This window comes from Phocaeicola coprocola, from assembly GCF_041333015.1.
Classification (GTDB): Bacteria; Bacteroidota; Bacteroidia; order Bacteroidales; family Bacteroidaceae; genus Phocaeicola; species Phocaeicola coprocola.
Genome location: NZ_JBGKGM010000003.1, coordinates 110,737 through 135,858 on the forward strand (window position 1 = coordinate 110,737; position 25,122 = coordinate 135,858).

A 25,122-nucleotide genomic window follows, 5' to 3' on the forward strand; every position below is an offset into this window, starting at 1 on the left:
ATTGATTATAGTTTGTATCTGATTCCCAGCATGAATGACTGTCCGTGCCATTCCTTGCGTTCAATTACATTTCCGTCTTTGCGTTCAGAATTTACACTTTCCGTATGAGGACCATTCTGTATAAATCTCAGCAACGGAGTATCCAGCAGATTGGATGCTTTAGCAAAAATACTGATACCGTTTTTAAAGCTTTTTTCAACAGAAGCATCCAGTTGTATGTAGCCGTCTTCCCAGATATCATCATTATACCAGTTGGAAATATCGCTTAGACGTTTTCCGGTATAGCTTCCGGCGAGCTGGCTTTCCCAGCCATATTTGGTACTCTTGAAGAGTAATGATAAATTGGCTACATGAGCTGCCTGTCCGAATAGCGGACGTGTCTGTGATACACTCTTCACATCATTGCCTTCCATGATACGCTTGTCGGTAGTAATAGAAGAGTGAGTATAGGTATAGTTGGCTTTGATTCCGAACCAGTTGAAGTACTTCATTATATCTACTTCAACTCCCAAGTTGGTAGCATTACCGAAGTTCATCGGTTTGTAGTATGTATCTTGACCTTCATTCAGCAAACCGTATTCTATCGGGTTCTGCAATCTTTTGTAGAACATACCTACCATGAACTGCTCGGATGATTTAGGGAAGAATTCATATCGCAGGTCGATGTTGTCGGCCACTGTATGTTTCAAATCCGGATTACCTTTTTCCTTGTAGTCTTCATTGATAATGCTGTAAGGTACAATCTCAAAGAAGCTTGGGCGGTTTATAGAACGTGCATACGAGAAGCGGAGGTTGGCGTTTTTATGTACTCCATATTTTACATGAAAGCTGGGAAGTACATCTGTATATTTCTGATTTCCTTCCGGATCTGCGTTTTCTGTTGGAAATTCCAAAACATATCCCTGATTTGTATGTTCAACACGTACTCCGGCGATAAACTCCCAGTTGAGATAGGTATATTTAGCCATTCCGTAGGCAGCACCTATTTTTTCGGAAGCGTCGTAGTTTAACGGGTCACTGATGTTGCCATATTTTTGTGCAGTAAACAGAATTTCATCATAGTTATTCCAGTCCTCACCTTGATATTGAGGATCTTCCACTCCTGTAGCCGAATTGAATTTATATTCATTGAAGAAACTGTCACGTTTTTTATCGCGGTACATACCTCCTACAGAGAAGTCGAATATAGAACCTCCGTCCAGTTTCAGTTTATACATCAAGTCAACATATCCAGACTTATCATTGTCGGAGTTGTGTTCCCACCGGCGTCTGGCCGCTTCTGATGTTCGTACGTGGCTACCTTGCATGAATATTTCTGCATTGTCTGGAGTTTCGCTGTATGCTTTTGAAATAACAGCCGACCAGTTCAGGCGCAGAGCTCCGTCATCCAGAAAAGCATGTTCACCTTTCAGGGTAGAGTTGACGATATACTGACGGTTCCATTTCATTCGTACAGAACCTTCTTTGTCATCATGCCCGTCGCGTACTTCTGCTTCACGCATATCCATGTATCCATTGTACCATGTCAACTTATGGTTGGCATTGATGTGGTAGTCCAGTTTAGCGTGTGCTCCGATGCGTGTTTGCTGTGAAGAATAATTACGATATTCAATACCGTCGTGGGTTGTTCCCGGCTGATAATATAGTTCGCTTTCTTTTCCTCGGTAAGTATTCAGAAAACTGCCGGCAAGCATAACACCCAATTTATCATCGAAGAAGCGGTCGCCGTAAGACAATCCGGCTGTCAAGTCGGGCAATGGCTTTTTCCATGTCATCCGTAAATTATCGGTGGTGAAATTATCCATTGTTACCCGGTTGTCTTCGGGCTTGCCCATTTGTTCGTAAGGTGATTGTTTTACGATTGCTCCGTGATTGAACGATTGAAAATCGCGGTCGAAATACATGGCGTTGTAACCTGTAGACAAGTTTACTGTAAATTGTCTTTCTGAAGGAGCATCCTTCATAATCAGGTTGACTGCACCTCCGATACCGTCGCCTTCCATGTTGGCGGTCAGTGATTTGGTAACTTCCAGACGGTCCAGCATTTCTGACGGGAAGATGTCTAACGGGACAAAACGGTTTTTATTATCTGGGCTAGGAATTTTTACCCCGTTTATCAATGTATAATTATAGCGCTTGTCCATTCCTCGTAAAATGGCATACTGCCCTTCGCCGCTGCTGTTTCGTTCGATTGTTACTCCAGACATTCGCTGAATAACATTTGCCACTGTGATATCCGGAGAAAGCTCTATAGCTTTAGCACTCATTACGTTTACCACATTCATCGCAGCGCGTTCGATGCCACGGGCACCAGCTTCTGTCCGTCCCGGATTATTGGCTATAACCGTGACACCTTCTAGCACTACATCATCACTTTTTAGCGGAATGACTATTTCTGTATCCTTATTCCCAATCTCTACCTCGCATTTCTTGTAGCCGACGTAAGAGCAGACTAGTGTATATTTAGGACGCGCAACCGACAGGTTAAAACTTCCATCCATACCTGAAACAGCACCTTTTCCCGGTTCTTCCTTTATAAGAATAGAAGCTCCTATTATCTCTTCTCCGGTTTGTGCATCCTTTACTTTACCTTTTATATCTCTTGCATTTATATTTGCAGTTGCAAGAAGTAGCAGACTTAATACCAAACTTGATTTCATTATGTTTTTTTATTTTGACGCTGCAAATGTATTCTTTGTGTTTTTCATGGTAGTTTCGAAGATGTTTCAAATGTAATACAAAGGCCGGAAATGTATGTTACTTATCTTATAGGATACGATATGAGCTGATCGAAATAAAAAGATGCTGAAGTCTTCAGAAAAACTTCAGCATGTTTTATTGAAAACTTCAGCATCTTTTATTGAAAACTTCAGCATCTTTTATTGAAATATTGTACAAAAAATAAAAAAAGAAGAGCTTCTTTTTTTACGATCCAAGTATGTCGTTTAAAAGCTTCAGTATAATGTTGCTGACTAGTCGGTTGTATTACTGTCAACAGCAGGAAGCTCTATTGCATCAACTATTTTTTGCCAGTAATTTCTGACATCCTTCCAGTGATAATAGGGAGCTGTATCGGTAGGTAGTGGAAGTGTGACTTCATGTTCGTTGAGTAGTAGTTTAACCAGAATATCATCGTTGTCAAGCTTATGAAAGAAGATGAGCTGGATGTTTCCGCACATCGGAATGATACGGTAGGTTCGGTAGGTATCGGCTATTTTCTGCCAGTCGGCAGTTGCGAAAGACAGTTTGTCAATCCCCATCAGAGCTGCAAGCGGAGCCAGGTTAGTATCATGTCCGTAACGCAAGGTCACACAGTTTTTCTTCGAACTGATAACTGTATCAGCTGTTTCTATAAAGTTGCGCAACAGGTTACGTTCCAGCTTATACATGCATGAGCCACTTAGTGGAGAAGCTCCTTTCTCATAATACCATTCGAAGTTGTTTCTCTGCCAGAGGTCGTAACGTTCTTGTGAGGTAAACAGGAAAGATAAGTCTTCCTGATGGTAACTGCTCTGGCTGATACCGTGAAGCTCAAATAAGTCGGCCATGAGCTGTCTGGAGTCTTTTACGATATCTGCATTGATGAACAATTGTTTCATCAGGCGTTCCGGGTGAATGTATACACTGTCGGCAGCCTGATATACACTGTCGGCATTAGCTAGATGTGCTTCTTCGTATGTCGGATTTTTATATTTTATGTAATAGGCATCATGTTCGCTGACATCGGTTGTGATTGCTAACCGGGGATTTAATCCTTTTAATTCGACACAAGCAGCTGCCATCGACAGGAAGGCACGGGTTTTGTAAGTAGAACGTGCATCGACATGTGTTCCGTCAGTGAATACTTGCGGGTAGTTTGTATACATACGGCGGATTAAATCTTTATGTTGCTGTGCCCCTTTAGGGGTCAGTTCGCCATATCTGCCTGCTGCTTCTTCAGCCAGCTTTTCGATTATGTTCAAGGCACGCTGTCCGTCGGTGGTGAGTTTATGTTGGCGTGCTGCTTCCTTTAATATACTCAACGGGCTATCGTATTTCTTTTTCTTTGTGAGATATCGTGAACCGTGACGTGCAAATGTGGAAATATAGAATGGAGTATATCCCTCAGGAACTGGGGTAAGTTTTGCCTCTGGTGCCTGGTAGGCATAATACTTGCCTGCGGAAAGTGCCGGATTGGCATTTATTTCCTCGAATGCACTTTGGGCAATTGCTGGCAGAGATACGATTCCAGCAAGTAGCATAGAAATAACTGTTTGTTTCATTTGTCTTTTCGTTTTTGTTCAGCGTGCAAAAATAGAGGCTTTCTGTACATAGTTATGCTTATGTTATAGTAAGATTGTTTAGTCGGGGATAAATGAAACAAATGTGTAATATGGATGTAACATAAAGAAAGCCGTTTCAAACAACTGAACTGCTTGTTTGAAACGGCCTTATATAATTAAATGGATGTTGTATAGTTAATGTTCTCTTGGATGATCTGCTATACGCCTGTTTATTTATATATCAGATATTTGATAAAGAAATATCCTCCGAAGACCTGAAGTGCCATACCAGGTAATCCGATTCGGAAATCCTGAAGTGCAGTATGCAGACTTCCACTTAAAGCCCATTCTTCCAATGTACCTGTCAGCTGATAAAAGGCAACTACTGCCAGCAAGAGAAGCACAGAAACATGTTTACTGCGGTGTGCCACATATCCGGCTCCAGCAGCAAGAAGGAGAGATTTCATTAAAATGGCAGGAAGAACGGCAGGAGCAGGCATCCCGAACAGCCAGGAATTGACGAGGGGAGAGGCTATAGCTGTGAGCAGTCCGGCTTTCCATCCGTATTTGTAGGCTCCGATGAGAGTAAAGAAGTAAATAGGAAGCCATGTTGTTCCTCCTGATGGAAAGAGGTGGAACAGTTGAGGCAAAACTACATTTCCAGCTACAAAAATCAATGCAGTAAGATATGTCCGTGTTTCGCTATAGTTTAATGAGTAAAGTTTTACAGTCGATTCCATAATTATGTTTTTATTTTTCTAGATTGTTGGTAGTTCTTAATTTGTGCTACAAATTTTTCTATTATCGGATAGATTTCTTCTGCCGTGTCTAGTTCTGCACAAAGTGATTCCAGCGGACATCTTCCTGTCTGGGCACGATTGATGATAAATGGCACTTCTTTTCCGAACGAGGTTTTGATACCTGCTGCCTGTAACAGGGAAAGAGCCGGAGTGCTGATGATATCGGCATATACTTCTTTCATCTTTCCCAATGCGATGAGTGCAGCAGCTCCTTTTCCTATAACTTTATCAGCCAACTGAGCGTTCTGAATAAAATCTCTTTCGTTTTGGTACAAGCCGTATAAATCAGCAACTCCACGCTGTCTGAATGCCCTGATTTCACCTTGGCTTTCTATTACACATGAGCAACCTTCCGAATGTAATAACTCAATGAGGCGTTTCATACTATACTTAGAGTGTTTCCTGTTTGAGTTGTTCTACATATCGGTCTATCCGGTGCAACTCCTTCGGTATATCGATTGATTGTGGACAATGAGGGTTGCATTGCCCACATCCGATGCAATGGCTTGCCTGACGTAATTTGGGAACGCTTCGGTCGTAACCAACCAGAAAAGCACGTCGTGCTTTGGCATAATTCTCGTCTTGTCTGCTTTTAGGCATATATCCTTCGTTTACGCATTTGTTGTAGTGTACAAGGATGCCCGGTATATCAATCCCATACGGCGAAACATCATACAATCTCTATCTAATTGAAAATTAAACAGTTATTTCTGTTTAATTAATATCAGGTAACGATTTAGAAACGAGCGAATTACAATATTCTGTTTTCTTTTGCCTCTGTCAAAGAACGATTCTTTCAATGCAAATATACACTTTACTTGTGACAAAAGCAATCTTTTTCTACATTTAATCGACTTACAGTCAGCCTTAAAGAGGGTATCTGGTCTCATTCCATCTTCTTCCTCAAAAATAACATAGCAGTCTAAATTGGTTTATGTATGGGATAGGTCTTGTTCATTCGATCCGGTAGACTACTATACATAAAAGTATAAAGGCGAGATACGACAAGGAGATGCCATGCTTTTGTGTAAGGGGAATCTCTCTTAGCTTATCGCAGACCATGTATAGCTAAGTGTTTTGAGAATAAACAGTCTGTAAAAAACGGAAAGACACCGATTATGGGCCGTATCACCATCAATGGAACCCAAGCCGGTTTCAGTTGTAAGAAAGAAGTGTCCCTCGCTTTGTGGGACGTCAAAACCAACCGGGCCAAAGGCAAGTCCGAGGAGGCCCGTACACTCAATCAGGAGCTTGACAATATCAAGGCGCAAATCACCAGGCACTACCAGTACATCTGCGACCACGACAGTTTTGTTACAGCCAAGAAAGTCTATAACCGCTATGTCGGCTTCTCAGAGGAATGCCACACCCTTATGAACCTTTTCAGGGAACAGCTGGAACCGTATAAAAAGAAAATCGGCATAGAGAAAGCCGAAAGCACCTACTGCGGTCTGGTTGCCGATTACAAGAGTCTCCTGCTTTTCATGAAAAGCAAGAAGAATGCAGAGGATATTGTCATCGAAGAACTTGAGAAATCATTCATCGAGGATTACTACAACTGGATGCTCGGTACATGCGCTTTGGCAAACTCCACTGTCTTCGGGCGTGTCAATACCTTGAAGTGGCTGATGTATATCGCGCAGGAAAAAGGCTGGATACGGGTTCATCCGTTCGCATCATTCGAGTGTATGCCCGAATACAAGAGGCGTTCTTTCCTTTCCGAAGAGGAACTGCAAAGGATAATCCATATAGAACCGAGATACAAACGCCAGCGTGCCATGCGCGACATGTTCCTGTTCATGTGCTTCACCGGTCTTTCCTATGTGGACTTGAAAGCCATAACATACGATAATATCCATACCGACTCCGACGGCGGTACATGGCTGATGGGCAACCGTATAAAAACGGGAGTGGCGTATGTCGTAAAATTATTGCCCATTGCTATCGAACTGATTGAAAAATATAGGGGTACGGATGAAAAGAAAGACTCCCCGAATGTGTCTTTCCGGTAGGTGAATACAATGCCATGCGGCTCAGTCTTGGAATCATAGGCAGGAAATGCAACTCCGGGGCGAGGTCACCCCGCACATCGGACGCCACGCATTTGCCGTTCTGGCCATACTCAAGGGGATGCTGCTGGAAACTCTTCAGAAAGTGTTTGGGCATAAGTCCATCACATACGTCCTGCGCATCCATTCACTTGTCCGGCGCAGGCGGGGCAATCTTTTTCTGGAAGTCGCCCATCTGTACGACCAGCGTGCTGACCAGCTTTCTCAACTCCTAATACGCGCTTGTTTCAATAATTGTCAGTTCCATACTAAAATTCTTTTTAAGATTCTGAATATGCGACAAAGTAACGCACATCCTATATCCTTTCCAAACAGATAATATCAGAGTCTTCCGTTGGCGTGCATTGGCGTATCCAACGTTAAAAGAGAAGGTCCTTCACCTGCATCCATGCGGCAACGGAACTTCCATTCCCTTACTTGTTTTCCATAAATTTATAGGATTAATTTCTGGTGCATGATATTAATAGTCATTATTCTGTCTGCTTTTTTTGCTTGCATAATTGCAGTTAACAGTTATCTATTCCAGAACGCATTGTTATGGAAAATGGCAAGCTGTTTTGTTGGTTTATGGATATTGTGTATGATAATTACCGTCTTCGTTTGTCGTAAACTTGAATGCTCTAATTAAAACAGTACGGTTGTCATGCTTTGTGTGTTTTATTATAAATATTATGAATTATTTGGAATTGATATGTAATATAGATAATTTTGCAGTCGGGAAATGGTTTCGGGAGGTTTACGCCTTCCGAATGAAAAGGGAACCCGGTGAAAATCCGGGACAGTACCCGCTGCTGTGAGTCCACAAAAACGGACATCGAACTTTTGCCACTGGTGTAATACCGGGAAGGCACGATGACCGGGACGAGTCAGAAGACCTGCCATGACCGGAATGAGATTTACACCTGCGGGATATACGGGTCGTAATCAAATAAGGAATAGCTCATCGGCCATTCAATATTTGAAGACAGACATATTCCCGTTCGTGTAAGTCCGCACGAACGGGAATTTTTTGTGTTTGTTAATAATATGTTTTACATTAAAATGAGTGACCTATGAAAAGAAAATTACGCTTTCTGGCAGGTGCCTGTCTATTTACCGCAACCGCCTTGTTCTCTGGCTGTAGTTCGGACGATGACTTTTTGATGGACCCGGTTGATTCCGGAACTTCGCAAACCCGTGCTGTGACAAATCCGGACGGTACTTTAACTATCACTTTCGATGATTTCGATCCCGGCATGTTAGCAGGACCTACCTCGGCCGGAGAAAATCTTTATTCGTACCAAGGGTATCCTCAAGTAACCACCATTTACGACAATACTCCGGAAGAATATCTCTTCCTTTCAATGTTTAATACTGTAGGTGGAAGCACAGAGTATTCCAGCGGCGGCATCGCACTTTCCAACTGGAACATCCGCTCCAATCAGTCGGGAAATACCGGAGACTGGTGGTATTCTTATCTAAACCAATGTTCTGTCTATAACACTGCGGTGGAAGCGGAAGGACAGAATAAGGAAGCCGGGCACAGCGGTTCCAATTTCGGTGTCGTTTACGGATATGTGGATGCTTACAATCAGGCATGGATGGCTAAACCAGAATTTTATTTCAATGTTCCCCGGAAATTGGTCGGCCTGTGGATCTGCAACACCTCATACACTTATGGTGTCATTACTTATGGTAATCAGTTCGGTTCTACGGGGGTAGCGACTCCTCTGAAAGAGATGAAAGGGTATTTCCAAGTGAATCTGGAATGTTATGATGCGAATGGCGGTCTGATCCGCACTTACAAACGTCTTTTAGCCGATTATCGTAACGGCCAACAACAGGTTGATCCTATCACGACATGGGATTATTGGGAAATCAATGCCGAAGGGGTGCAAAGTGTGAAATTCAACTTCGAGGGTTCGGATTCGGGAGCATACGGTTTGAATACTCCGGCTTATATCTGTATTGATGATATCACCATACAATAAAAAGAATATAAGGATATCCCTTCTGTCGGGGGTATCCCTGTTATTTTTCTAAAATCCACACATCATGCATCGTTTTCACTATTTTATTATTTCTGCCTGTATGCTGTTCACCTCCTGCAACAAGGATGAAGTCATTACCGAAGAAGTAGGAGGACAACCTATAATAGAACTTGACAGCGAGACCGGTATTTACACGGTCAAGGTCGATCACGAATTGACTATCGCCCCGACATACCAGAATGTTGAAGATGCTCTTTTTGCTTGGACGATAGACGGTACGCTGGTTTCTTCGGGTCCGTCTCTTCAACGTACATGGAATGAATGCGGGGATTTTTATGTCAAACTAAGAGTAGACAATGCGGAAGGCTATGCCGAAGAGGAACTGAAAGTAGAAGTGAAAGAACTCACCCCTCCGGTCATCTCACTGGCACTACCTTCGCAGGGGCTAAAAGTCGTCCGGAATACCGATTACACATTTACTCCCGATATTCAGCATTCGGATGTCGAAGGGTTCAAAATCGAATGGGTACGGGAAGGAAAAATCGTTTCCACCGAGAATACTTATACTTTCAATGAAAAAGAACTCGGTGTTTATACGGTGACAATCAACGCTTCCAATATAGATGGGACAACAACGAAAGACGTAAGCGTAGAGGTCGTGGAAACGATGCCCTACGTTGTCAAATTCCCGACCCCGTCTTACCTGCAAACATCCACGGACAGGTACACTTTTGCCGACCGTCCTGTTTTCCTGCGTCCGTTGTTGGAGTATTTCGACAATCCCCGTTTTGAGTGGAGTGTGGACGGTCAGGTCATGGAAGGAGAAGTGGAACGCATGTTCAAGTTCACGCCGTCCGCACCCGGAGAATACACCGTCTCCTGTACTGTGTCGGAAGACACACCGACGGAAAAAATAAGCAGGAATATCGACAAAGGGAAAACGGCTGTCACTGCCACCGTAAAAGTCGTTTGTGTGGACAAAAAGGAACAAGACGGCTTCCGGGCTTCGGGAAGTTCCAAGCTCTGGAATAAAGTCTATGAATATACCCCAGCTCCCGGCCAATTTATCAACGAGACGAGCACGATAGGCGGTATGACCGGCAACGAAACATCCCCTGAAGCGGCTGTCGCATGGGCAACACAGCGTTTGAAAGACAAACTGCACGTCTCTTTAGGTTCTTTCGGGGGTTATATCATCGTCGGCTTCGACCACAGTATTCCCAATTCGGGTAACCAATATGATTTCTGTGTTCAGGGGAACGCCTTTGACGGCAGTTCCGAACCGGGTATCGTATGGGTCATGCAAGATATAAACGGAAACGGATTGCCGGATGACGAGTGGTACGAACTGAAAGGATCTGAAGCAGGCAAGGAAGAAACAATACAGAATTTTGAAGTGACCTATTACCGTCCGGAAGGCAAAAAAATGGATGTCCAATGGATCAGTTCCGACGGTAGAAACGGCTGGGTAGACTATCTGTCCGCTTATCATACACAAGACTATTATTATCCGGCTTGGATTTCGGAAAACAGTTATACCCTGACAGGCACTTGTCTGGCCGCCCGCAACACCCAAGATTCTCAAACCGGTTATTGGGATAATCAGAGTTATGACTGGGGGTACGTGGATAATTTCGGAAACGACCAGATAGAAGGCGGCAGTACGGTGGATGGAAGCGGACAAAGGAACGGTTTCAAAATTTCCAATGCCATCCATGCCGATGGAACGGAAGCCAATCTGCAATATATTGACTTTATCAAAATACAATGCGGTGTTCTGGCCAAAAGCGGCTGGCTGGGCGAAGTTTCTACGGAGGTATTTTCTTTTGAGGATCTAACCAAATAATAAAAATTACAAGTATGAAAATTTATTTTCTTCCCATGCTCCTATCCTTGTTCTTTTTGGGAGCGTGTGACAAAAACGATGAAATTATACCTGAAGATGCAGATGAAAATTTCATCACATCGGTCGTGATGACCGTGGACGGGAAATCGTACACGGCCGACATTACGGACAATACAGTAACAATAACCGTTCCCTATACGGTATCGCTGAACAACGCCGAAGTGGAATTCAAGTACACAACTTCTGCAACAATCATACCTGATCCTGAAACGGTAACGGACTGGGATAACGAACGAACCTTCCGGGTGACATCCTATAACGGAGATGCCCGCGAATATACCTATAAGGTCGTGAAAAGCGAGATAGAATCTGACGGAGATGTGGAGTTGAAGACCACCGAGGAGGTAGCTTCTTTTGCCGCAACCAAAACAACCGTTGTCAAAGGGAACCTGATTATCGGCTCTGATGCGGAAGAGGCAGAAAAAATCACTGACATATCTGCATTGGCATCTTTGAAAGAGGTTACTGGCAACATTGTCATTCGTAACAGTTACAACGGTGCAGACTTGACAGGGTTGGATAATATCGTTTCTGCCGGAGGTTTACAGGTAGGTTCGACCGATGTCGCCTCGAAAGCTACGGAACTTCACATGATTTCCATGAAAGTATTGGAAACGCTCTCCGGAGACATATCGGTATATAACGACCAAGTGACGTATGTCCTATTCGAGAAACTGGCAACTATTGAAGGAAGCGTGATGTTCAATGCGTCGTCGTTACAGAGTTTTGAGTTTCCGGTTCTGACTACTGTAGGTCAGGATCTGAATCTTCAAGGACTCAATGAAGAGAACACAGCAGCCGGTTCGATTGCGTCTTTGGAAATACCGGAACTGACAAGTGTCGGAGGGGTCTTGTCCGTAAACAATCTTGCCAAGCTGACTTCCATGAGCTTCCTTAAGCTGAAAGAGACCGGTGGCCTTGATTTCCATACCGTCCCCGTGATGTTGGAAACCATCAACCTTCCGGAAATCGAAACAGTAAACGGAAGTATTATTATGGAAGCCAATATGGAAGCTCCTCCTACCGGTAGTTTTGTTCCCCAACGAAATGACGTGCTTCAGGCTTTCGGTGGAATGGACAAACTGACAACGATAAAGGGACAGATAAAGATAAAGAATTTCACGGCACTCAAACAACTTCCCGACTGGAGCAAGATCACCACACTTGGAAGCATCACGCTGGATTATCTTGAAGATGTGAGCGGAACACTGCTGTTGCCGAACGCCCGATTTGAAACCTTCGGAGAAACAGCGCCCCAGATTGAAATTATAAACAAGGTGCAGCTCTCCAAAATTGAAACAGCCGAAGATTTGTCAAATGTAAATTTTGTCATCACCAGTCTCACGAATAATAAGTTCCCTGAAATCACGTTCAAGAATATCAAAGACTTCACTTGTAAGCCAACCACCAACAATATCGATTATACCATATCGACAATTCAACATGTATATGGAAATCTAAATGTGACAGGCCAAATGCGAAGCAATGCCAAATTTCCCGACTTGGAAATCATAGATGGATATGGATATATCCAAATACCCATGTTTGCTTCAATCACAATGCCAGTCTTGAAAGAAGTGGGAGGACAGTTCTATTTATCTGGAAATTTTACCAGTTGTAACTTGCCCTTACTATCCAAAGTTTGTTGTTCAGCTTCTCCTGTATATTATAAAGAGGGAGAGGGTTCGTTAGCAATATCTTTGCAAAGTAAATCGCTGGATATTCCGGAATTGCTTCACGTAGGAGGTGAAGGGTTGTTCGTTAATAAAGCAACAGGCATTACTTGTGATAAATTACAGACTATAGATGGTACGCTACAGATAAAAAGTGCGACTTCTCTTTCTCAGGAAACACTTTCCATGGAGAAGTTGGAGACCTTGCATGGGGTTGTTTTTGACGGTTTGACGAAATTTACCGACTACACTTTCTTCGGCAAGTTTATAGAAAACGGAATGATTACGGGGGAAAGTTGGAGCGTGACGAAATGTGGGTATAACCCAACCTTCCAAAATATGAAGGACAAACAATATACGCAGCAGGATTAAACCTTATACCTTAACCAGAGTACCCGTAATGATTCGGGTACTCTTTTTTATCCGAATGACAATGAGCAGAACAATACAACGGATTTGCCTTTTTCTTTTCTGCCTGCCAGTTTTCGGCAGTTGCATGAAATGGGATTACGGAGAGATGGAAGATTTCTCTGTATCGGCCTCTGGTCTTTTCATTACCAACGAGGGGAATTTCCAGTACAGCAATGCCACGCTTTCCTACTACGATCCCGCCACGTGCGAAGTGGAGAATGAAGTGTTTTACCGTGCCAACGGGTTCAAGTTGGGCGATGTGGCCCAGTCTATGGTTATCCGGGACGGTATAGGCTGGATCGTGGTGAACAACTCGCATGTGATTTTCGCCATCGACATCAATACTTTCAAGGAAGTGGGCCGTATCACAGGTTTCACCTCACCCCGGTATATCCATTTTCTGTCGGATGAGAAAGCCTATGTGACGCAGATATGGGACTACCGTATCTTCATCATCAACCCCAAGACATACGAGATTACCGGCTATATCGAATGTCCAGACATGGACATGGAATCGGGTTCCACCGAACAAATGGTACAATACGGCAAGTACGTCTATGTGAACTGCTGGTCGTACCAGAACCGCATCCTGAAAATCGACACGGAGACGGACAAGGTCGTGGACGAACTGACCATCGGCATACAACCTACTTCGCTGGTCATGGACAAATACAACAAGATGTGGACCATCACGGATGGCGGTTACGAGGGCAGCCCATACGGTTACGAGGCACCGTCTCTCTATCGTATAGACGCCGAGACTTTCACCGTAGAGAAACAGTTCAAGTTTAAGCTGGGCGACTGGCCTTCGGAAGTCCAGCTCAACGGTACACGGGATACACTTTACTGGATCAACAACGATATTTGGCGAATGCCGGTGGAAGCCGACCGTGTTCCCGTCCGGCCTTTTCTGGAGTTTCGGGACACCAAATACTACGGCCTTACGGTCAATCCCAACAACGGGGAGGTATATGTGGCCGACGCTATTGATTACCAGCAACAAGGTATCGTGTATCGCTATTCGCCGCAAGGCAAGCTGATCGATGAATTTTACGTGGGAATCATTCCGGGAGCTTTCTGCTGGAAATAACGAGGAAGGAGGACAAAAATGAAAAGACATCTTATTCTATTGTTCGTGGGGGTAAGCCTGCCCTTTCTGCTTGCCGCCCAGCAGAAAAATTCCGTCAGCATTACCAAAAGGGTACTACGTATTCCGGAGGTTACGGTGGTGGGCAAACGACCTATGAAGGATATAGGCGTGCAACGAACCCGTTTCGATTCCATCGCCATGAAAGAGAACATCGCCTTGTCTATGGCCGATGTGCTGACATTCAACTCATCCGTTTTTGTCAAGAACTACGGACGCGCCACGTTATCCACCGTGGCTTTCCGGGGTACCTCTCCCTCGCATACCCAAGTGACGTGGAATGGTATGCGCATTAACAACCCGATGCTGGGCATGACGGATTTTTCCACCATCCCTTCTTACTTTATCGATGATGCCTCGCTGCTGCACGGAACGTCATCGGTAAACGAAACGGGCGGCGGCTTGGGTGGTCTGGTCAGGCTCTCCACTTCTCCGGCCAACCATGAAGGGTTCGGGTTGCAGTACGTGCAGGGAGTGGGGTCGTTCAGCACGTTCGACGAGTTTCTCCGCCTGACCTACGGTGACAAACACTGGCAGTCCTCCACCCGTGTGGTGTATTCCTCTTCCCCCAACGACTACAAATACCGAAACCGGGACAAGAAGGAAAACATCTATGACGAGGACAAGAACATCATCGGTTCCTATTACCCGACGGAACGCAACCGCAGCGGGGCTTATAAGGATCTGCACGTCTTGCAGGAAATTTATTATAACACGGGCGAAGGCGACAAGTTCGGGCTAAACGCCTGGTATATCAATTCTAACCGGGAACTGGCGATGCTCAGCACGGATTACGGGAACGACATGGACTTCGAGAACCGCCAAAGGGAGCAGACGTTTCGCGGCGTCCTCTCGTGGGATCGCGTGCGGGAGAAATGGAAGGTCGGTGTAAAAGGCGGCTATATACACACATGGATGGCCTATGATTACAAGCGGGACAAGGGAAACGGCGAAATGGCTTCGATGACCCGCTCACGCAGTAAGATTAACACGTTCTACGGAAGTGCGGACGGGGATTATGCTCCTTCAGAGAAATGGCTGTTCACGGCCGGTGTTTCCGTACACCAGCATTTGGTGGAAAGCGCGGACAAAAATATCATCTCGCAGGAAGGTAACAAGGCTGTTGTCGGGTATGACAAGGGACGTGTCGAGTTTTCCGGTTCCGTTTCTGCGAAATGGCGGCCTGTCGATCGTTTTGCCGCCTCGCTTGTCCTTCGCGAGGATATGTTCGGTACGGAATGGGCCCCGGTTATCCCGGCTTTCTTCATCGACGGGGTACTGTCGAAAAAAGGCAATATCGTGGCGAAAGCATCCATCTCCCGGAACTACCGTTTTCCCACGCTGAACGACCTCTATTTTCTGCCGGGCGGTAATCCCGACCTGAAAAGCGAGCACGGCTTCACATACGACGTGGGGTTGTCGTTCTCGGTGGGGAAAGAAAATGTATATGCTTTGAGCGGTGGTATCAACTGGTTCGATTCGCACATCGACGACTGGATCATCTGGCTACCCACAACCAAGGGATTCTTCTCCCCCAGAAACCTCAAAAAGGTACATGCTTACGGGGCAGAGACCAACGCCCACCTTGATATAATGCTCGGAAAGGACTGGAAACTGGATATGAACGGAACTTTCTCGTGGACTTCCTCGATCAACGAGAGCGAACCGATGAGTCCGGCAGACCAATCCGTCGGCAAACAGTTGCCATACGTGCCGGAGTTTTCCGCAACGGTGACCGGACGTCTGTCATGGCGGACATGGAGCCTGCTTTACAAATGGTGTTATTACAGCCAGCGTTATACCATGTCGAGTAATGACTATACCCTGACGGGCTATCTGCCCCCTTACTTCATGAATAACGTGACACTGGAAAAACAGCTCTCTTTCCGATGGGCCGATCTGTCGCTAAAGGGCAGCATCAACAACCTGTTCGATGAAGAATACCTTTCCGTATTGTCCCGTCCCATGCCGGGCATCAATTTCGAGATATTCATCGGCATAACACCCAAGTTCGGAAAAAACAAAAATAGTAAACGATAATCTGCATCAATATGAACGCATTAAAGAATTTAAGCCTGATTTTGTTGCTTTCTCTGGCATTTACAGGCTGCCACAACAAAAGCTCAAAAATCAATGATTTCAACCTGCTGCTTTATGCTCCCGAATATGCCTCCGGCTTCGACATCAAAGGGGCGGGCGGGAAGGAAAGCGTACTGATAACCGTCAGGAATCCCTGGCAGGGAGCGGACAGTGTAACCACATGGCTGTTTATCGTCCGCAACGGTGAAGAGGTTCCCGAAGGGTTTGCAGGACAGGTACTCAAAGGAGACGCCAAACGCATCGTGGCGATGTCTTCCACTCATATCGCCATGCTTGACGCAATCGGTGAAGTCCGGTGTATAACCGGCGTTTCGGGAATCGACTACATTTCCAACCCAGACATCCAAGCCCGCCGCGACAGTATTGGCGATGTCGGCTATGAAGGGAACATCAACTACGAGTTGCTGCTCTCGCTCGATCCCGACCTCGTTCTGCTCTATGGGGTGAACGGCGCAAGCGCAATGGAAAGCAAACTCGAAGAACTCGACATACCGTTCATGTATGTCGGCGATTATCTTGAAGAGTCGCCTCTCGGCAAGGCCGAATGGATGGTAGTGCTTTCAGAAGTCACAGGAAAACGTGAGAAGGGTGAAAAAGCCTTTGCCGCAATCCCGGTCAGATACAACGCCTTGAAAAAGAAAGTGGCCGACAGTACCCTCGGCACTCCTTCGGTTATGCTTAATGTTCCCTATGGCGACTCGTGGTTCATGCCTTCAACCCAAAGTTATGTAGCCCGCTTGATTACTGATGCGGGAGGCCGCTATATCTACCAGAAGAACACGGGAAACGCTTCTATCCCCATTGACTTAGAAGAAGCATATCTGCTCGCGTCGGATGCGGACATGTGGCTGAACGTGGGAATGGCGAACTCCCTTGACGACTTGAAGGCATCATGTCCGAAATTCACCGATACCCGATGTTTCAAAAATGGAGAGGTGTATAACAACAACGCCCGTACCAACACAGCCGGGGGTAACGACTATTACGAGTCTGCCGTCGTGAATCCTGACATCGTGCTCCGCGACCTCGTGAAGATATTCCATCCTGAACTGGTGCAGGAAGAGTGTGTGTATTACAAGCAACTGAAATAGATGCGTTCCCGTTCGACTATATTATTCTCCATATTGATTACGCTCACGGTCGGTCTTTTTTTACTGGACTTGGCCGTGGGAGCTGTCAACATTCCGATCCGCGATGTATGGGCAGCACTGACCGGGGGAAATTGTTCCCGTGCCACGGAAAAAATCGTACTCAACATACGCCTCATAAAAGCTATAGTGGCACTGTTGGCCGGGGCTGCCTTATCGGTCAGCGGTCTTCAGATGCAGACCCTCTTCCGTAATCCTCTTGCCGGTCCCTATGTCCTTGGCATCAGTTCCGGTGCAAGTCTCGGTGTGGCACTTGTGGTACTTGCCGGGATCGGTTCATCAATAGGCATTGCCGGAGCAGCGTGGGTGGGTGCGGCTGTCGTGTTGCTCGTGATAACTGCCGTCGGACAGCGAATAAAAAACATCATGGTAATCCTGATTCTGGGCATGATGTTCTCATCGGGCGTAGGTGCTGTCGTGCAGATATTGCAGTACCTCAGCAAAGAGGAATCGCTGAAAGCCTTTGTCATTTGGACGATGGGGGCTTTGGGTGACGTCACCTCCGGACAACTTCTGATTCTTGTTCCATCGGTGTTTGCCGGACTGCTGTTGGCGGTACTGACCATCAAACCGCTTAACCTCCTGCTGTTCGGAGAGGAATATGCCGTAACAATGGGACTGAATATTCGGCGTTCACGCAGCCTGTTGTTTCTCTCGACAACGCTGCTCGCCGGAACGATAACCGCTTTTTGCGGTCCGATAGGTTTCATAGGTCTCGCTATGCCTCATGTCACAAGAATGCTTTTCCAAAATAGTGATCATCATGTCCTTCTGCCCGGAACAATTCTTTCGGGAGCATCGATATTGCTTCTTTGCGACATCATTTCTAAAATATTCACCTTGCCGATCAACGCCATTACAGCTCTATTGGGAATCCCAATCGTCGTATGGGTGGTTTTACGCAACAAATCCATCACCGCATGATAGAATTACAGCATTTTTCCATAGGTTACAAAGAAAACTCGTTGCTCCACGAGGTAAATGCCACGATAAAAAAAGGTCAACTGACAGCCCTTATCGGAAGAAACGGGACAGGAAAATCGACGTTGCTCCGCGCCATAGCCGGTCTGAACCGGTGTTATTCCGGAAAAATCATTCTCGACGGGCACGACATCGCCTGCATGAAAACCGAAGATATGGCAAAAACGCTGGCTGTCGTCACGACCGAGCGCACGCGCATCGCCAACCTGCGGTGCAAGGATGTCGTAGCCATAGGCCGTGCTCCTTATACCAACTGGATAGGTAGGATGCAAGAAACAGATAAGGAGATAGTCATGCAATCGCTCATTTCGGTGGGAATGGAGGCTTATGCAAACCGCACGATGGATAAAATGTCGGATGGCGAATGCCAGCGTGTGATGATTGCTCGTGCATTGGCACAGGATACTCCTATCATTCTCCTTGATGAACCGACTTCCTTTCTTGACATGCCTAATCGCTACGAACTTGTGGCGTTGCTTCGTAGGCTTGTCCACGACGAGAAAAAATGTATCATGTTCTCGACACATGAACTTGACATCGCGTTGTCCATGTGCGATTCGATAGCATTGTTAGATACCCCGAATTTAAGTTGCTTGACCGCGTCTGAAATGCAGAAAAGCGGATACATTGACAGACTTTTCCAAAATGAAAACATCCGTTTCGACTCCTTATGCGGTACAATGATTTTGAAACAATGAGTATATACACTGTAGAAAATTTTACTTCAGACATCACTGTTGAAGGATATATCGCCGAATTCCGTGACGAACCACATTTTCTTGAACTTTGCAAACAATGTACCAATTACGGTAAAAGTTGGGGGTGTCCTCCATTTGATTTTGATACGGAATCGTTTCTCCGACAATACAAGTATGCACATCTTATGGCAACGAAGATAATCCCTGAAGACAAAGATATTCCGATTGAATATACACAAAAACTCATTTTACCGGAACGGATACGAATCGAGAGCGAATTATTGGATATGGAGCGGAAATATGGAGGGCGTTCATTTGCCTATATAGGTAAATGTCTTCACTGCTCAGATAACGAGTGTACGCGTAACTGCGGCACACCATGCCGACACCCGGAAAAAGTGCGTCCGTCACTCGAAGCCTTCGGATTTGACATAGCCAAAACGCTTTCTGAACTTTTTAACATCGAACTTCTTTGGGGAAAGGATGGCAAATTACCTGAATATCTTGTTCTCGTAAGCGGATTTTTTCATAATGAATACGAACTTTGCAACATAGCATACTAATGATTCGGACATGAAATAAACAGACAAACTAACCACATTCGGTTCAATCTGTTTTGTGATTTCAAATGAATTATAGTTAGATATGTAAAAAGCGACGCTGGAGCTTGAAATAAGTAACGGTTTATCGGTGTATTCTCCGTTAAACCGTCCTGTTTTCGTTAAACGAAAACACAACTTGCTGTCCCCTAATGGGGACAACATTCTCCAATAGGAATTGTGTATCAGCCTATTGTACGGTTATTCTCCTGTGATTTTCGGGTCATTTCCATCAGGCATTTGCCGGCTGCTCTCCCCATAAAAAGGTGGCTATCTCTCCTGAATCATGTGACTTACGCCCATAATTCAGGAATAAGGGAGACGTATGTACTGGAAATCTGCCCTTTCCATACCCTATTCTCCATTAATGGATTGTTATTTTTACACATCTGCAAATGGAGAATGACAGGTAGCCGTATACGCCTTATTGTTTTTCTTCATTGTCTCCATTAACGGATTGCTACTTCTACACTTCTGCAAATGAAGAATGTGCATGTAACCGTGTATGTCTTATGGTTTCTTTTCCTTGTCTCCATTGATGGATTGATACTTCTACACTTCTGCAAATGGAGAGCGGCAGTGAGCCGTATATGCTTCATGGTTTTTCTACATTATCTCCATTAATGGATTGCTACTTCTACACTTCTGCAAATGGAGAAATGGACATGTAGCCGTATATGCTTCATGGTTTTCTGCATTATCTCCATTAATGGATTGCTACTTCTACACTTCTGCAAATGGAGAAATGGACATGTAGCCGTATATAGTTCATTGTTTTTTTCATCGTCTCCATTAACGGATTGCTACTTCTACACTTCTGCAAATGGAGAATGACAGGTAGCCGTGTATGTCTTATGGTTTCTTTTCCTTGTCTCCATTGATGGATTGCTACTTCTACACTTCTGCAAATGGAGAACGTGCAGGTAGCCGTGTATGACTTATGGTTTCTTTTCCTAGTCTCCATTGATGGATTGCCACTTCTACACTTCTGCAAATGGAGAATGGGCAGGTAGCCGTATACACCTTATTGTTTTTCTTCCTTGTCTCCTTTGATGGATTGCTACTTCTACACTTCTGCAAATGGAGAATGGGCATGTAACCGTGTATGTCTTATGGTTTCTTTTTCTAGTCTCCATTGATGGATTGCTACTTCTACACTTCTGCAAATGGAGAACGTGCAGGTAGCCGTGTATGACTTATGGTTTTTCTTCATTGTCTCCATTAACGGATTGCTACTTCTACACTTCTGCAAATGGAGAATGGCAGGTAGCCGTATATGCCTTATTGTTTTTTTTCATCGTTTCCATTAACGGATTGCCACTTCTACACTTCTGCAAATGGAGAACGTGCAGGTAGCCGTGTACGCCTTATGTTTTTTTCTTCCTTGTCTCCATTAACGGATTGATATTTTTACACTTCCACAGACCGATAATCCAAGAATCCGTATCAGGACGGATGCATGCTCCCACACCTGCCCATAAGGATTTGAAAGGGGCGGTGGACAAGGAACGGAATCCCGCCACTTTTCCACGCCGCTACGGACAGCAGGATTCTGACGTCACTCCCGCATGGGAAGAAGCATCCGGATGGAACCATATGTTCGTCCCCACCATCATGTGTATCATGACAATAAACGACTTTGGATGACTATAAGCGACAGGTGGTTCCGTCCTGTCCTCTTCTTTCTTTATTTTGTATTCCGAAACAATGCCAGTTGTGTAATTTAATAAATTAAGATTTTAAGACAATGGATTCAGAAAAGGAAAAGAACCGGCTTTCCGATATCGTTCTCGAGAGGGTCGGACTCACGGGAAACCTTCTGTCAGCTCCCGTTTCCCCATCCCCGGAACCGGCGGTGGGTATGCCGGGGCATGAAAGGCAGGTCCGTGCAGGGAAAGTGACAGCCCCGGAAGAATACAAGAGGAGGTTTCTTGTTCCCGCTCCCAAGTCTGTGGAGTGGAAGACCGCGTATATTGACGGGAGGCTGCACCGCCGGATCGCCATGCTGGTCAGGGCCGCCGGTTGCGGCAGCATCTCCGGGTTTATCATCCGGCTGCTGGAGCTCCATATGGAGGAGCACAGGGAGGATATCGCCGCCCTGCTCGGTGAGGTCTACCGTCCCTGGGATGAGGACGGACAGCGTGGAGGAACGGCCCGCCGATAAAATGTTGTCATTGTCCAAGAAGATATATCATGACAGGAAAGAACGTAAAAGACCGGATTGGTCCCGGCGGGATGGACGCGGACCGCATCCGTGAGATCATGGGGGAAGCACCTGCCTGTCCCCGGAAGGGACGTGGAATGTCCGGTAACGACATAATGCGTCCCGCAAGGAAAAGCGGCCCCATGCAGCCGTCCGTCTATGGGGAGGAATACCTGCGTGGCATTGCGGGCGTGCAGCGCCGGTCACTGCATATTCCTGCCGCCCTGCACCGGAAACTGTCCATCCTGGCGGGAGCCTCGAGAAATGGGAAGGTCACGCTGGAGGGGTTCATCAACCACCTTGTCTCGCGGCATCTGGAAGAATACAGGGAAACGGTGGAGATGATTCTGGAAGAGTCCCTGCCCGGCCGGTCATAATAGTGTTTAACATTTAATGCAAGAAGTATGATGAAAAAAGAAAAAGAGTTGTTGGTTGCCGTCGCCAGCCAGAAGGGTGGCGTGGGAAAATCCGTCTTTACGGTACTGCTGGCCAGTGTGCTGCATTACCGCAAAGGCCTGCGTGTGGCGGTTGTGGACTGTGACTACCCGCAGCACAGCATCGCCCTGATGCGTGAGAGGGACATGGAGAGTGTCATGAAAAATGACGACCTGAAGGTGAGCCTTTACCGGCAGCACGAGAGAATCCGGAAGCTTGCCTATCCGGTCATCAAAAGCGATCCGGAAAAGGCGGTGGAGGACCTGCGTCGTTATATGGACGAAAAGGGGGAAACTTTCGATATCGTGCTTTTCGACCTTCCCGGAACGCTCCGCAGCGAGGGGGTGGTCTATACTGTTGCTGCGATGGACTACATTTTCATCCCGATCAAGGCGGACAACATCGTCATGCAGAGTTCCCTGCAGTTTACCAAGGCTCTGGAAGAGGAGTTGGTCTCCAGGAAGAACTGCAACCTGAAAGGGACCTGGCTGTTCTGGAACATGGTGGACAGGCGGGGGCGGAAGGATTTGTATGACGCCTGGAACCGGGTCATCGACAAGATGGGGCTGCGGCTGCTGTCCTCACACATTCCGAACACCCTCCGCTACAACAGGGAGGCGGCCCCTGTCTGCAAGGGTGTCTTCCGCTCCACGCTGTTTCCACCCGATCCCCGTCAGGAGAAAAGCTCCGGCCTTCCTGAACTGGTGGAGGAGATATGCCGTACCATCGGCCTGGAGGAATCCGATACCGACCGGTAGCGGATGTCAGGGTAGTATGCTCGGCATGAGTATTAGCTAACGGGTGCAAGTCCCCAATGAGCCCTAATAGCGGGAATCATACAGCCAATAGCAAGGGTGTCCATCGTGAGGTGGAATCTGAAAGAAGCTGGCGGCAAACATCTGGTCTGACGAACAGAAACTTCATATAAGGCATAAAAACCGTGGGTAAGGTTGCTACCCAAACCAAAGCCCTATAGCTATTCGGAACGGTTAATGTAGATGAAGCAGACATAAGATTGAAAGTTAATACCCTTATCCGAGGAGGTCTCACGGACGCATGAAAATAGAAAAAAATCGAAATCAGCGGAGTAAAGCTTGCCGTGAGAAGTCAGCAGAAGTCATAGTAGCAAACGAGCCGATAGGTTTGCGAAGGACTGAACCTAATAATTAAACGATAGTAATTGAAACATACCTAATGAAAGAACGAATGCAGAAAACATTATCCGAAGTTAATGACTGCCCTCAAAGAGATAGGTCGGAAACCGAATGGTATGAGGGAGTGCAGACTTTCATGTGGATATGTGAAGACAACATCGTGGAAGTACCATTCGACAAGGAACACCTTTTCGAGCAAATCCTGAGTCCTGCGAACCTAAACCGATCCTATAAGGCAGTGATTGGAAACAAGGGCTGTGGCGGTATCGACAATATGTCATGTGAACAATTGTTTTTATGGCTATTAGCCAACAAAGATGCGCTCATCCGTTCCTTGATGGACGGTTCTTACCGTCCGAACCCCGTCAAAAGGGTAGAAATCCCCAAGGACAATGGCAAGATGCGTCTATTAGGAATCCCCACTGTGGTAGACCGTTTGGTGCAACAAGCCATTAACCAAGTTCTGAGTCCTATATATGAGAAACAATTCTCCAGGAGAAGTTATGGCTTCCGTCCGAGAAGAGGTTGTCATGACGCGGTGAGAGGAGCCCAAGAGATAATCAATACAGGCTACACGTACGTTGTAGACCTTGACCTTGAACGCTTCTTCGATACCGTGAACCATAGCAAACTCATAGAAATTCTCAGCCGCACTATTAAAGACGGCAGAGTTGTCAGTCTGATACACAAATATCTCCGAAGCGGTGTAATGAACAAAGGTCTGTTCGAAGTGAGCGAGGAAGGAACTCCCCAAGGAGGACCACTAAGTCCATTGTTAAGTAATATTATGCTCAATGAGCTGGACAAGGAACTCGAACGCAGAGGACTTCCTTTTGTGCGGTATGCCGATGACTCGATGATATTCTGTAAGTCCAAAAGGGCAGCAAGAAGAGTCAAAGAGTCCATAACCCGATTTATAGAGGGAACTCTATATCTTAAAGTCAACAAGGAAAAGACTGTAGTATCGTATGTTCGAGGAGTGAAGTATCTCGGTTATTCCTTTTATGTAATGAAAGGCAAATATCGCCTTACAGTACACCCTAAATCCAAAGCAAAGATGAAATTGAGCCTCAAAGAGCTGACTAATCGTAGCAATGGATGGGGATACGTCAAGAGGAAACAGAAGCTGAAAGATTACATACGTGGGTGGATTGGATACTATCACCTTGCCGATATGAAACGCTTTCTTCTTGACACAGATGAGTGGTTAAGACGTAGAATACGTATGTGTATATGGAAAGCTTGGAAGAAACCCAAGACCAAGGTGGGGAACCTCATTAAATGCGGTATAGAAAAATATAAGGCATGTGAATGGGGTAACACTCGCAAAGGTTATTGGCGTATCGCTGACAGTCCTATATTGAAAGTGGCGATAAATAATGATAGCCTGCGAAAAGCAGGATATCCTACCTTAATGGGCTCGTATCTCGAATGGTACCCAAAATAGGAACCGCCGTATGCCGAACGGCACGTACGGTGGTGTGAGAGGTCGGTGAACATGAAAATAGGAGATAAACACCTATGATTAATGTTTACCTCCTACTCGATTAGACACCTTAAATAAGA

Annotated in this window: 20 protein-coding genes, 1 pseudogene and 1 riboswitch; of the genes and pseudogenes, 16 read left to right on the plus strand and 5 right to left on the minus strand. The window is 45.8% G+C overall.

Features of this window, described 5'->3' with window-relative positions; translation table 11 throughout:
* Positions 1–5: 5 nt before the first annotated feature.
* From ACDG22_RS09925 to ACDG22_RS09945, 5 genes and pseudogenes are all read right to left on the minus strand, one after another.
* Positions 6–2,660: a TonB-dependent receptor domain-containing protein gene (locus tag ACDG22_RS09925; protein WP_007567140.1), complete on the minus strand. Its 2,655-nt coding sequence runs from the start codon at positions 2,658–2,660 to the stop codon at positions 6–8.
* Positions 2,661–2,972: 312 nt separating this feature from the next.
* Positions 2,973–4,262 (minus strand): histidine-type phosphatase, encoded by a 1,290-nt coding sequence (locus tag ACDG22_RS09930; protein ID WP_270230495.1) that lies wholly within the window; start codon positions 4,260–4,262, stop codon positions 2,973–2,975.
* A gap of 230 nt (positions 4,263–4,492) precedes the next feature.
* On the minus strand, positions 4,493–5,002 hold the full coding sequence (locus ACDG22_RS09935) for an ECF transporter S component (RefSeq protein ID WP_270230496.1): 510 nt from the start codon (positions 5,000–5,002) through the stop codon (positions 4,493–4,495).
* 2 nt (positions 5,003–5,004) lie between these two features.
* Positions 5,005–5,445: a DUF1893 domain-containing protein gene (locus tag ACDG22_RS09940; RefSeq protein WP_270230497.1), complete on the minus strand. Its 441-nt coding sequence runs from the start codon at positions 5,443–5,445 to the stop codon at positions 5,005–5,007.
* A 7-nt stretch (positions 5,446–5,452) separates the two neighbouring features.
* Positions 5,453–5,725, minus strand: a pseudogene (locus tag ACDG22_RS09945) (4Fe-4S dicluster domain-containing protein); the annotation flags it as partial.
* A gap of 455 nt (positions 5,726–6,180) precedes the next feature.
* Here ACDG22_RS09945 and ACDG22_RS09950 point away from each other — a divergent pair.
* From ACDG22_RS09950 to ltrA, 16 genes are all read left to right on the plus strand, one after another.
* Positions 6,181–7,074, plus strand: coding sequence for a phage integrase SAM-like domain-containing protein (locus ACDG22_RS09950; protein WP_004289225.1), 894 nt, complete (start codon positions 6,181–6,183; stop codon positions 7,072–7,074).
* Between the two features lie 46 nt (positions 7,075–7,120).
* Positions 7,121–7,450 carry a site-specific integrase gene (locus ACDG22_RS09955; protein WP_004289226.1) on the plus strand — a complete coding sequence of 110 codons (330 nt, stop codon included), beginning with the start codon at positions 7,121–7,123 and terminating at the stop codon, positions 7,448–7,450.
* Between the two features lie 386 nt (positions 7,451–7,836).
* Positions 7,837–8,028, plus strand: a riboswitch (cobalamin riboswitch).
* Positions 8,029–8,183: 155 nt separating this feature from the next.
* Entirely contained in the window at positions 8,184–9,101 is a 918-nt protein-coding gene (locus tag ACDG22_RS09960; RefSeq protein WP_007567599.1) for a DUF4465 domain-containing protein, read from the plus strand.
* 64 nt (positions 9,102–9,165) lie between these two features.
* On the plus strand, positions 9,166–10,947 hold the full coding sequence (locus tag ACDG22_RS09965; RefSeq protein WP_004293827.1) for a PKD-like domain-containing protein: 1,782 nt from the start codon (positions 9,166–9,168) through the stop codon (positions 10,945–10,947).
* Between the two features lie 14 nt (positions 10,948–10,961).
* Positions 10,962–13,052, plus strand: coding sequence for a receptor L domain-containing protein (locus tag ACDG22_RS09970; RefSeq protein WP_370858874.1), 2,091 nt, complete (start codon positions 10,962–10,964; stop codon positions 13,050–13,052).
* A gap of 28 nt (positions 13,053–13,080) precedes the next feature.
* The gene (locus ACDG22_RS09975) at positions 13,081–14,181 is read left to right on the plus strand and encodes a YncE family protein (RefSeq protein ID WP_004293828.1); all 1,101 of its coding nucleotides are present in this window, start codon (positions 13,081–13,083) and stop codon (positions 14,179–14,181) included.
* A gap of 18 nt (positions 14,182–14,199) precedes the next feature.
* On the plus strand, positions 14,200–16,278 hold the full coding sequence (locus ACDG22_RS09980; protein ID WP_007567603.1) for a TonB-dependent receptor plug domain-containing protein: 2,079 nt from the start codon (positions 14,200–14,202) through the stop codon (positions 16,276–16,278).
* 11 nt (positions 16,279–16,289) lie between these two features.
* On the plus strand, positions 16,290–17,429 hold the full coding sequence (locus tag ACDG22_RS09985; RefSeq protein ID WP_004289233.1) for an ABC transporter substrate-binding protein: 1,140 nt from the start codon (positions 16,290–16,292) through the stop codon (positions 17,427–17,429).
* Entirely contained in the window at positions 17,430–18,410 is a 981-nt protein-coding gene (locus tag ACDG22_RS09990) for a FecCD family ABC transporter permease (protein WP_007567607.1), read from the plus strand. It begins immediately after the preceding gene.
* Positions 18,407–19,165, plus strand: coding sequence for an ABC transporter ATP-binding protein (locus tag ACDG22_RS09995; protein WP_004289235.1), 759 nt, complete (start codon positions 18,407–18,409; stop codon positions 19,163–19,165). Before ACDG22_RS09990 ends, ACDG22_RS09995 begins: the two co-directional genes overlap by 4 nt.
* Positions 19,162–19,728: a DUF2284 domain-containing protein gene (locus ACDG22_RS10000; RefSeq protein WP_004289236.1), complete on the plus strand. Its 567-nt coding sequence runs from the start codon at positions 19,162–19,164 to the stop codon at positions 19,726–19,728. Before ACDG22_RS09995 ends, ACDG22_RS10000 begins: the two co-directional genes overlap by 4 nt.
* Positions 19,729–21,219: 1,491 nt before the next feature.
* On the plus strand, positions 21,220–21,411 hold the full coding sequence (locus ACDG22_RS10005) for a hypothetical protein (RefSeq protein ID WP_007567622.1): 192 nt from the start codon (positions 21,220–21,222) through the stop codon (positions 21,409–21,411).
* Positions 21,412–21,511: 100 nt separating this feature from the next.
* Positions 21,512–21,928, plus strand: a complete 417-nt coding sequence (locus ACDG22_RS10010) for a DUF3408 domain-containing protein (protein WP_007567627.1) — start codon at positions 21,512–21,514, stop codon at positions 21,926–21,928.
* A 29-nt stretch (positions 21,929–21,957) separates the two neighbouring features.
* A complete protein-coding gene (locus tag ACDG22_RS10015) occupies positions 21,958–22,344 on the plus strand; it encodes a DUF3408 domain-containing protein (RefSeq protein ID WP_007567629.1) in 387 nt (128 codons plus the stop codon).
* Positions 22,345–22,371: 27 nt separating this feature from the next.
* Entirely contained in the window at positions 22,372–23,160 is a 789-nt protein-coding gene (locus ACDG22_RS10020) for a ParA family protein (RefSeq protein WP_007748011.1), read from the plus strand.
* 436 nt (positions 23,161–23,596) lie between these two features.
* Positions 23,597–25,003 (plus strand): group II intron reverse transcriptase/maturase, encoded by a 1,407-nt coding sequence (gene ltrA / locus ACDG22_RS10025; RefSeq protein ID WP_007567634.1) that lies wholly within the window; start codon positions 23,597–23,599, stop codon positions 25,001–25,003.
* Positions 25,004–25,122 lie beyond the last annotated feature (119 nt).

Excerpts from the sequence above, each read along its gene's own strand:
- ltrA (WP_007567634.1), top strand. The coding sequence starts at position 23,597 with ATGAAAGAACGAATGCAGAAAACATTATCCGAAGTTAATGACTGCCCT.
- ACDG22_RS09925 (WP_007567140.1), bottom strand. The coding sequence starts at position 2,660 with ATGAAATCAAGTTTGGTATTAAGTCTGCTACTTCTTGCAACTGCAAAT.
- ACDG22_RS10010 (WP_007567627.1), top strand. The coding sequence starts at position 21,512 with ATGGATTCAGAAAAGGAAAAGAACCGGCTTTCCGATATCGTTCTCGAG.
- ACDG22_RS09985 (WP_004289233.1), top strand. The coding sequence starts at position 16,290 with ATGAACGCATTAAAGAATTTAAGCCTGATTTTGTTGCTTTCTCTGGCA.
- ACDG22_RS09970 (WP_370858874.1), top strand. The coding sequence starts at position 10,962 with ATGAAAATTTATTTTCTTCCCATGCTCCTATCCTTGTTCTTTTTGGGA.
- ACDG22_RS09935 (WP_270230496.1), bottom strand. The coding sequence starts at position 5,002 with ATGGAATCGACTGTAAAACTTTACTCATTAAACTATAGCGAAACACGG.
- ACDG22_RS10000 (WP_004289236.1), top strand. The coding sequence starts at position 19,162 with ATGAGTATATACACTGTAGAAAATTTTACTTCAGACATCACTGTTGAA.
- ACDG22_RS09950 (WP_004289225.1), top strand. The coding sequence starts at position 6,181 with ATGGGCCGTATCACCATCAATGGAACCCAAGCCGGTTTCAGTTGTAAG.
- ACDG22_RS09960 (WP_007567599.1), top strand. The coding sequence starts at position 8,184 with ATGAAAAGAAAATTACGCTTTCTGGCAGGTGCCTGTCTATTTACCGCA.
- ACDG22_RS09990 (WP_007567607.1), top strand. The coding sequence starts at position 17,430 with ATGCGTTCCCGTTCGACTATATTATTCTCCATATTGATTACGCTCACG.
- ACDG22_RS09965 (WP_004293827.1), top strand. The coding sequence starts at position 9,166 with ATGCATCGTTTTCACTATTTTATTATTTCTGCCTGTATGCTGTTCACC.
- ACDG22_RS09955 (WP_004289226.1), top strand. The coding sequence starts at position 7,121 with ATGCAACTCCGGGGCGAGGTCACCCCGCACATCGGACGCCACGCATTT.
- ACDG22_RS10005 (WP_007567622.1), top strand. The coding sequence starts at position 21,220 with ATGCATGCTCCCACACCTGCCCATAAGGATTTGAAAGGGGCGGTGGAC.
- ACDG22_RS10015 (WP_007567629.1), top strand. The coding sequence starts at position 21,958 with ATGACAGGAAAGAACGTAAAAGACCGGATTGGTCCCGGCGGGATGGAC.
- ACDG22_RS10020 (WP_007748011.1), top strand. The coding sequence starts at position 22,372 with ATGATGAAAAAAGAAAAAGAGTTGTTGGTTGCCGTCGCCAGCCAGAAG.
- ACDG22_RS09995 (WP_004289235.1), top strand. The coding sequence starts at position 18,407 with ATGATAGAATTACAGCATTTTTCCATAGGTTACAAAGAAAACTCGTTG.
- ACDG22_RS09930 (WP_270230495.1), bottom strand. The coding sequence starts at position 4,262 with ATGAAACAAACAGTTATTTCTATGCTACTTGCTGGAATCGTATCTCTG.
- ACDG22_RS09980 (WP_007567603.1), top strand. The coding sequence starts at position 14,200 with ATGAAAAGACATCTTATTCTATTGTTCGTGGGGGTAAGCCTGCCCTTT.
- ACDG22_RS09975 (WP_004293828.1), top strand. The coding sequence starts at position 13,081 with ATGATTCGGGTACTCTTTTTTATCCGAATGACAATGAGCAGAACAATA.
- ACDG22_RS09940 (WP_270230497.1), bottom strand. The coding sequence starts at position 5,445 with ATGAAACGCCTCATTGAGTTATTACATTCGGAAGGTTGCTCATGTGTA.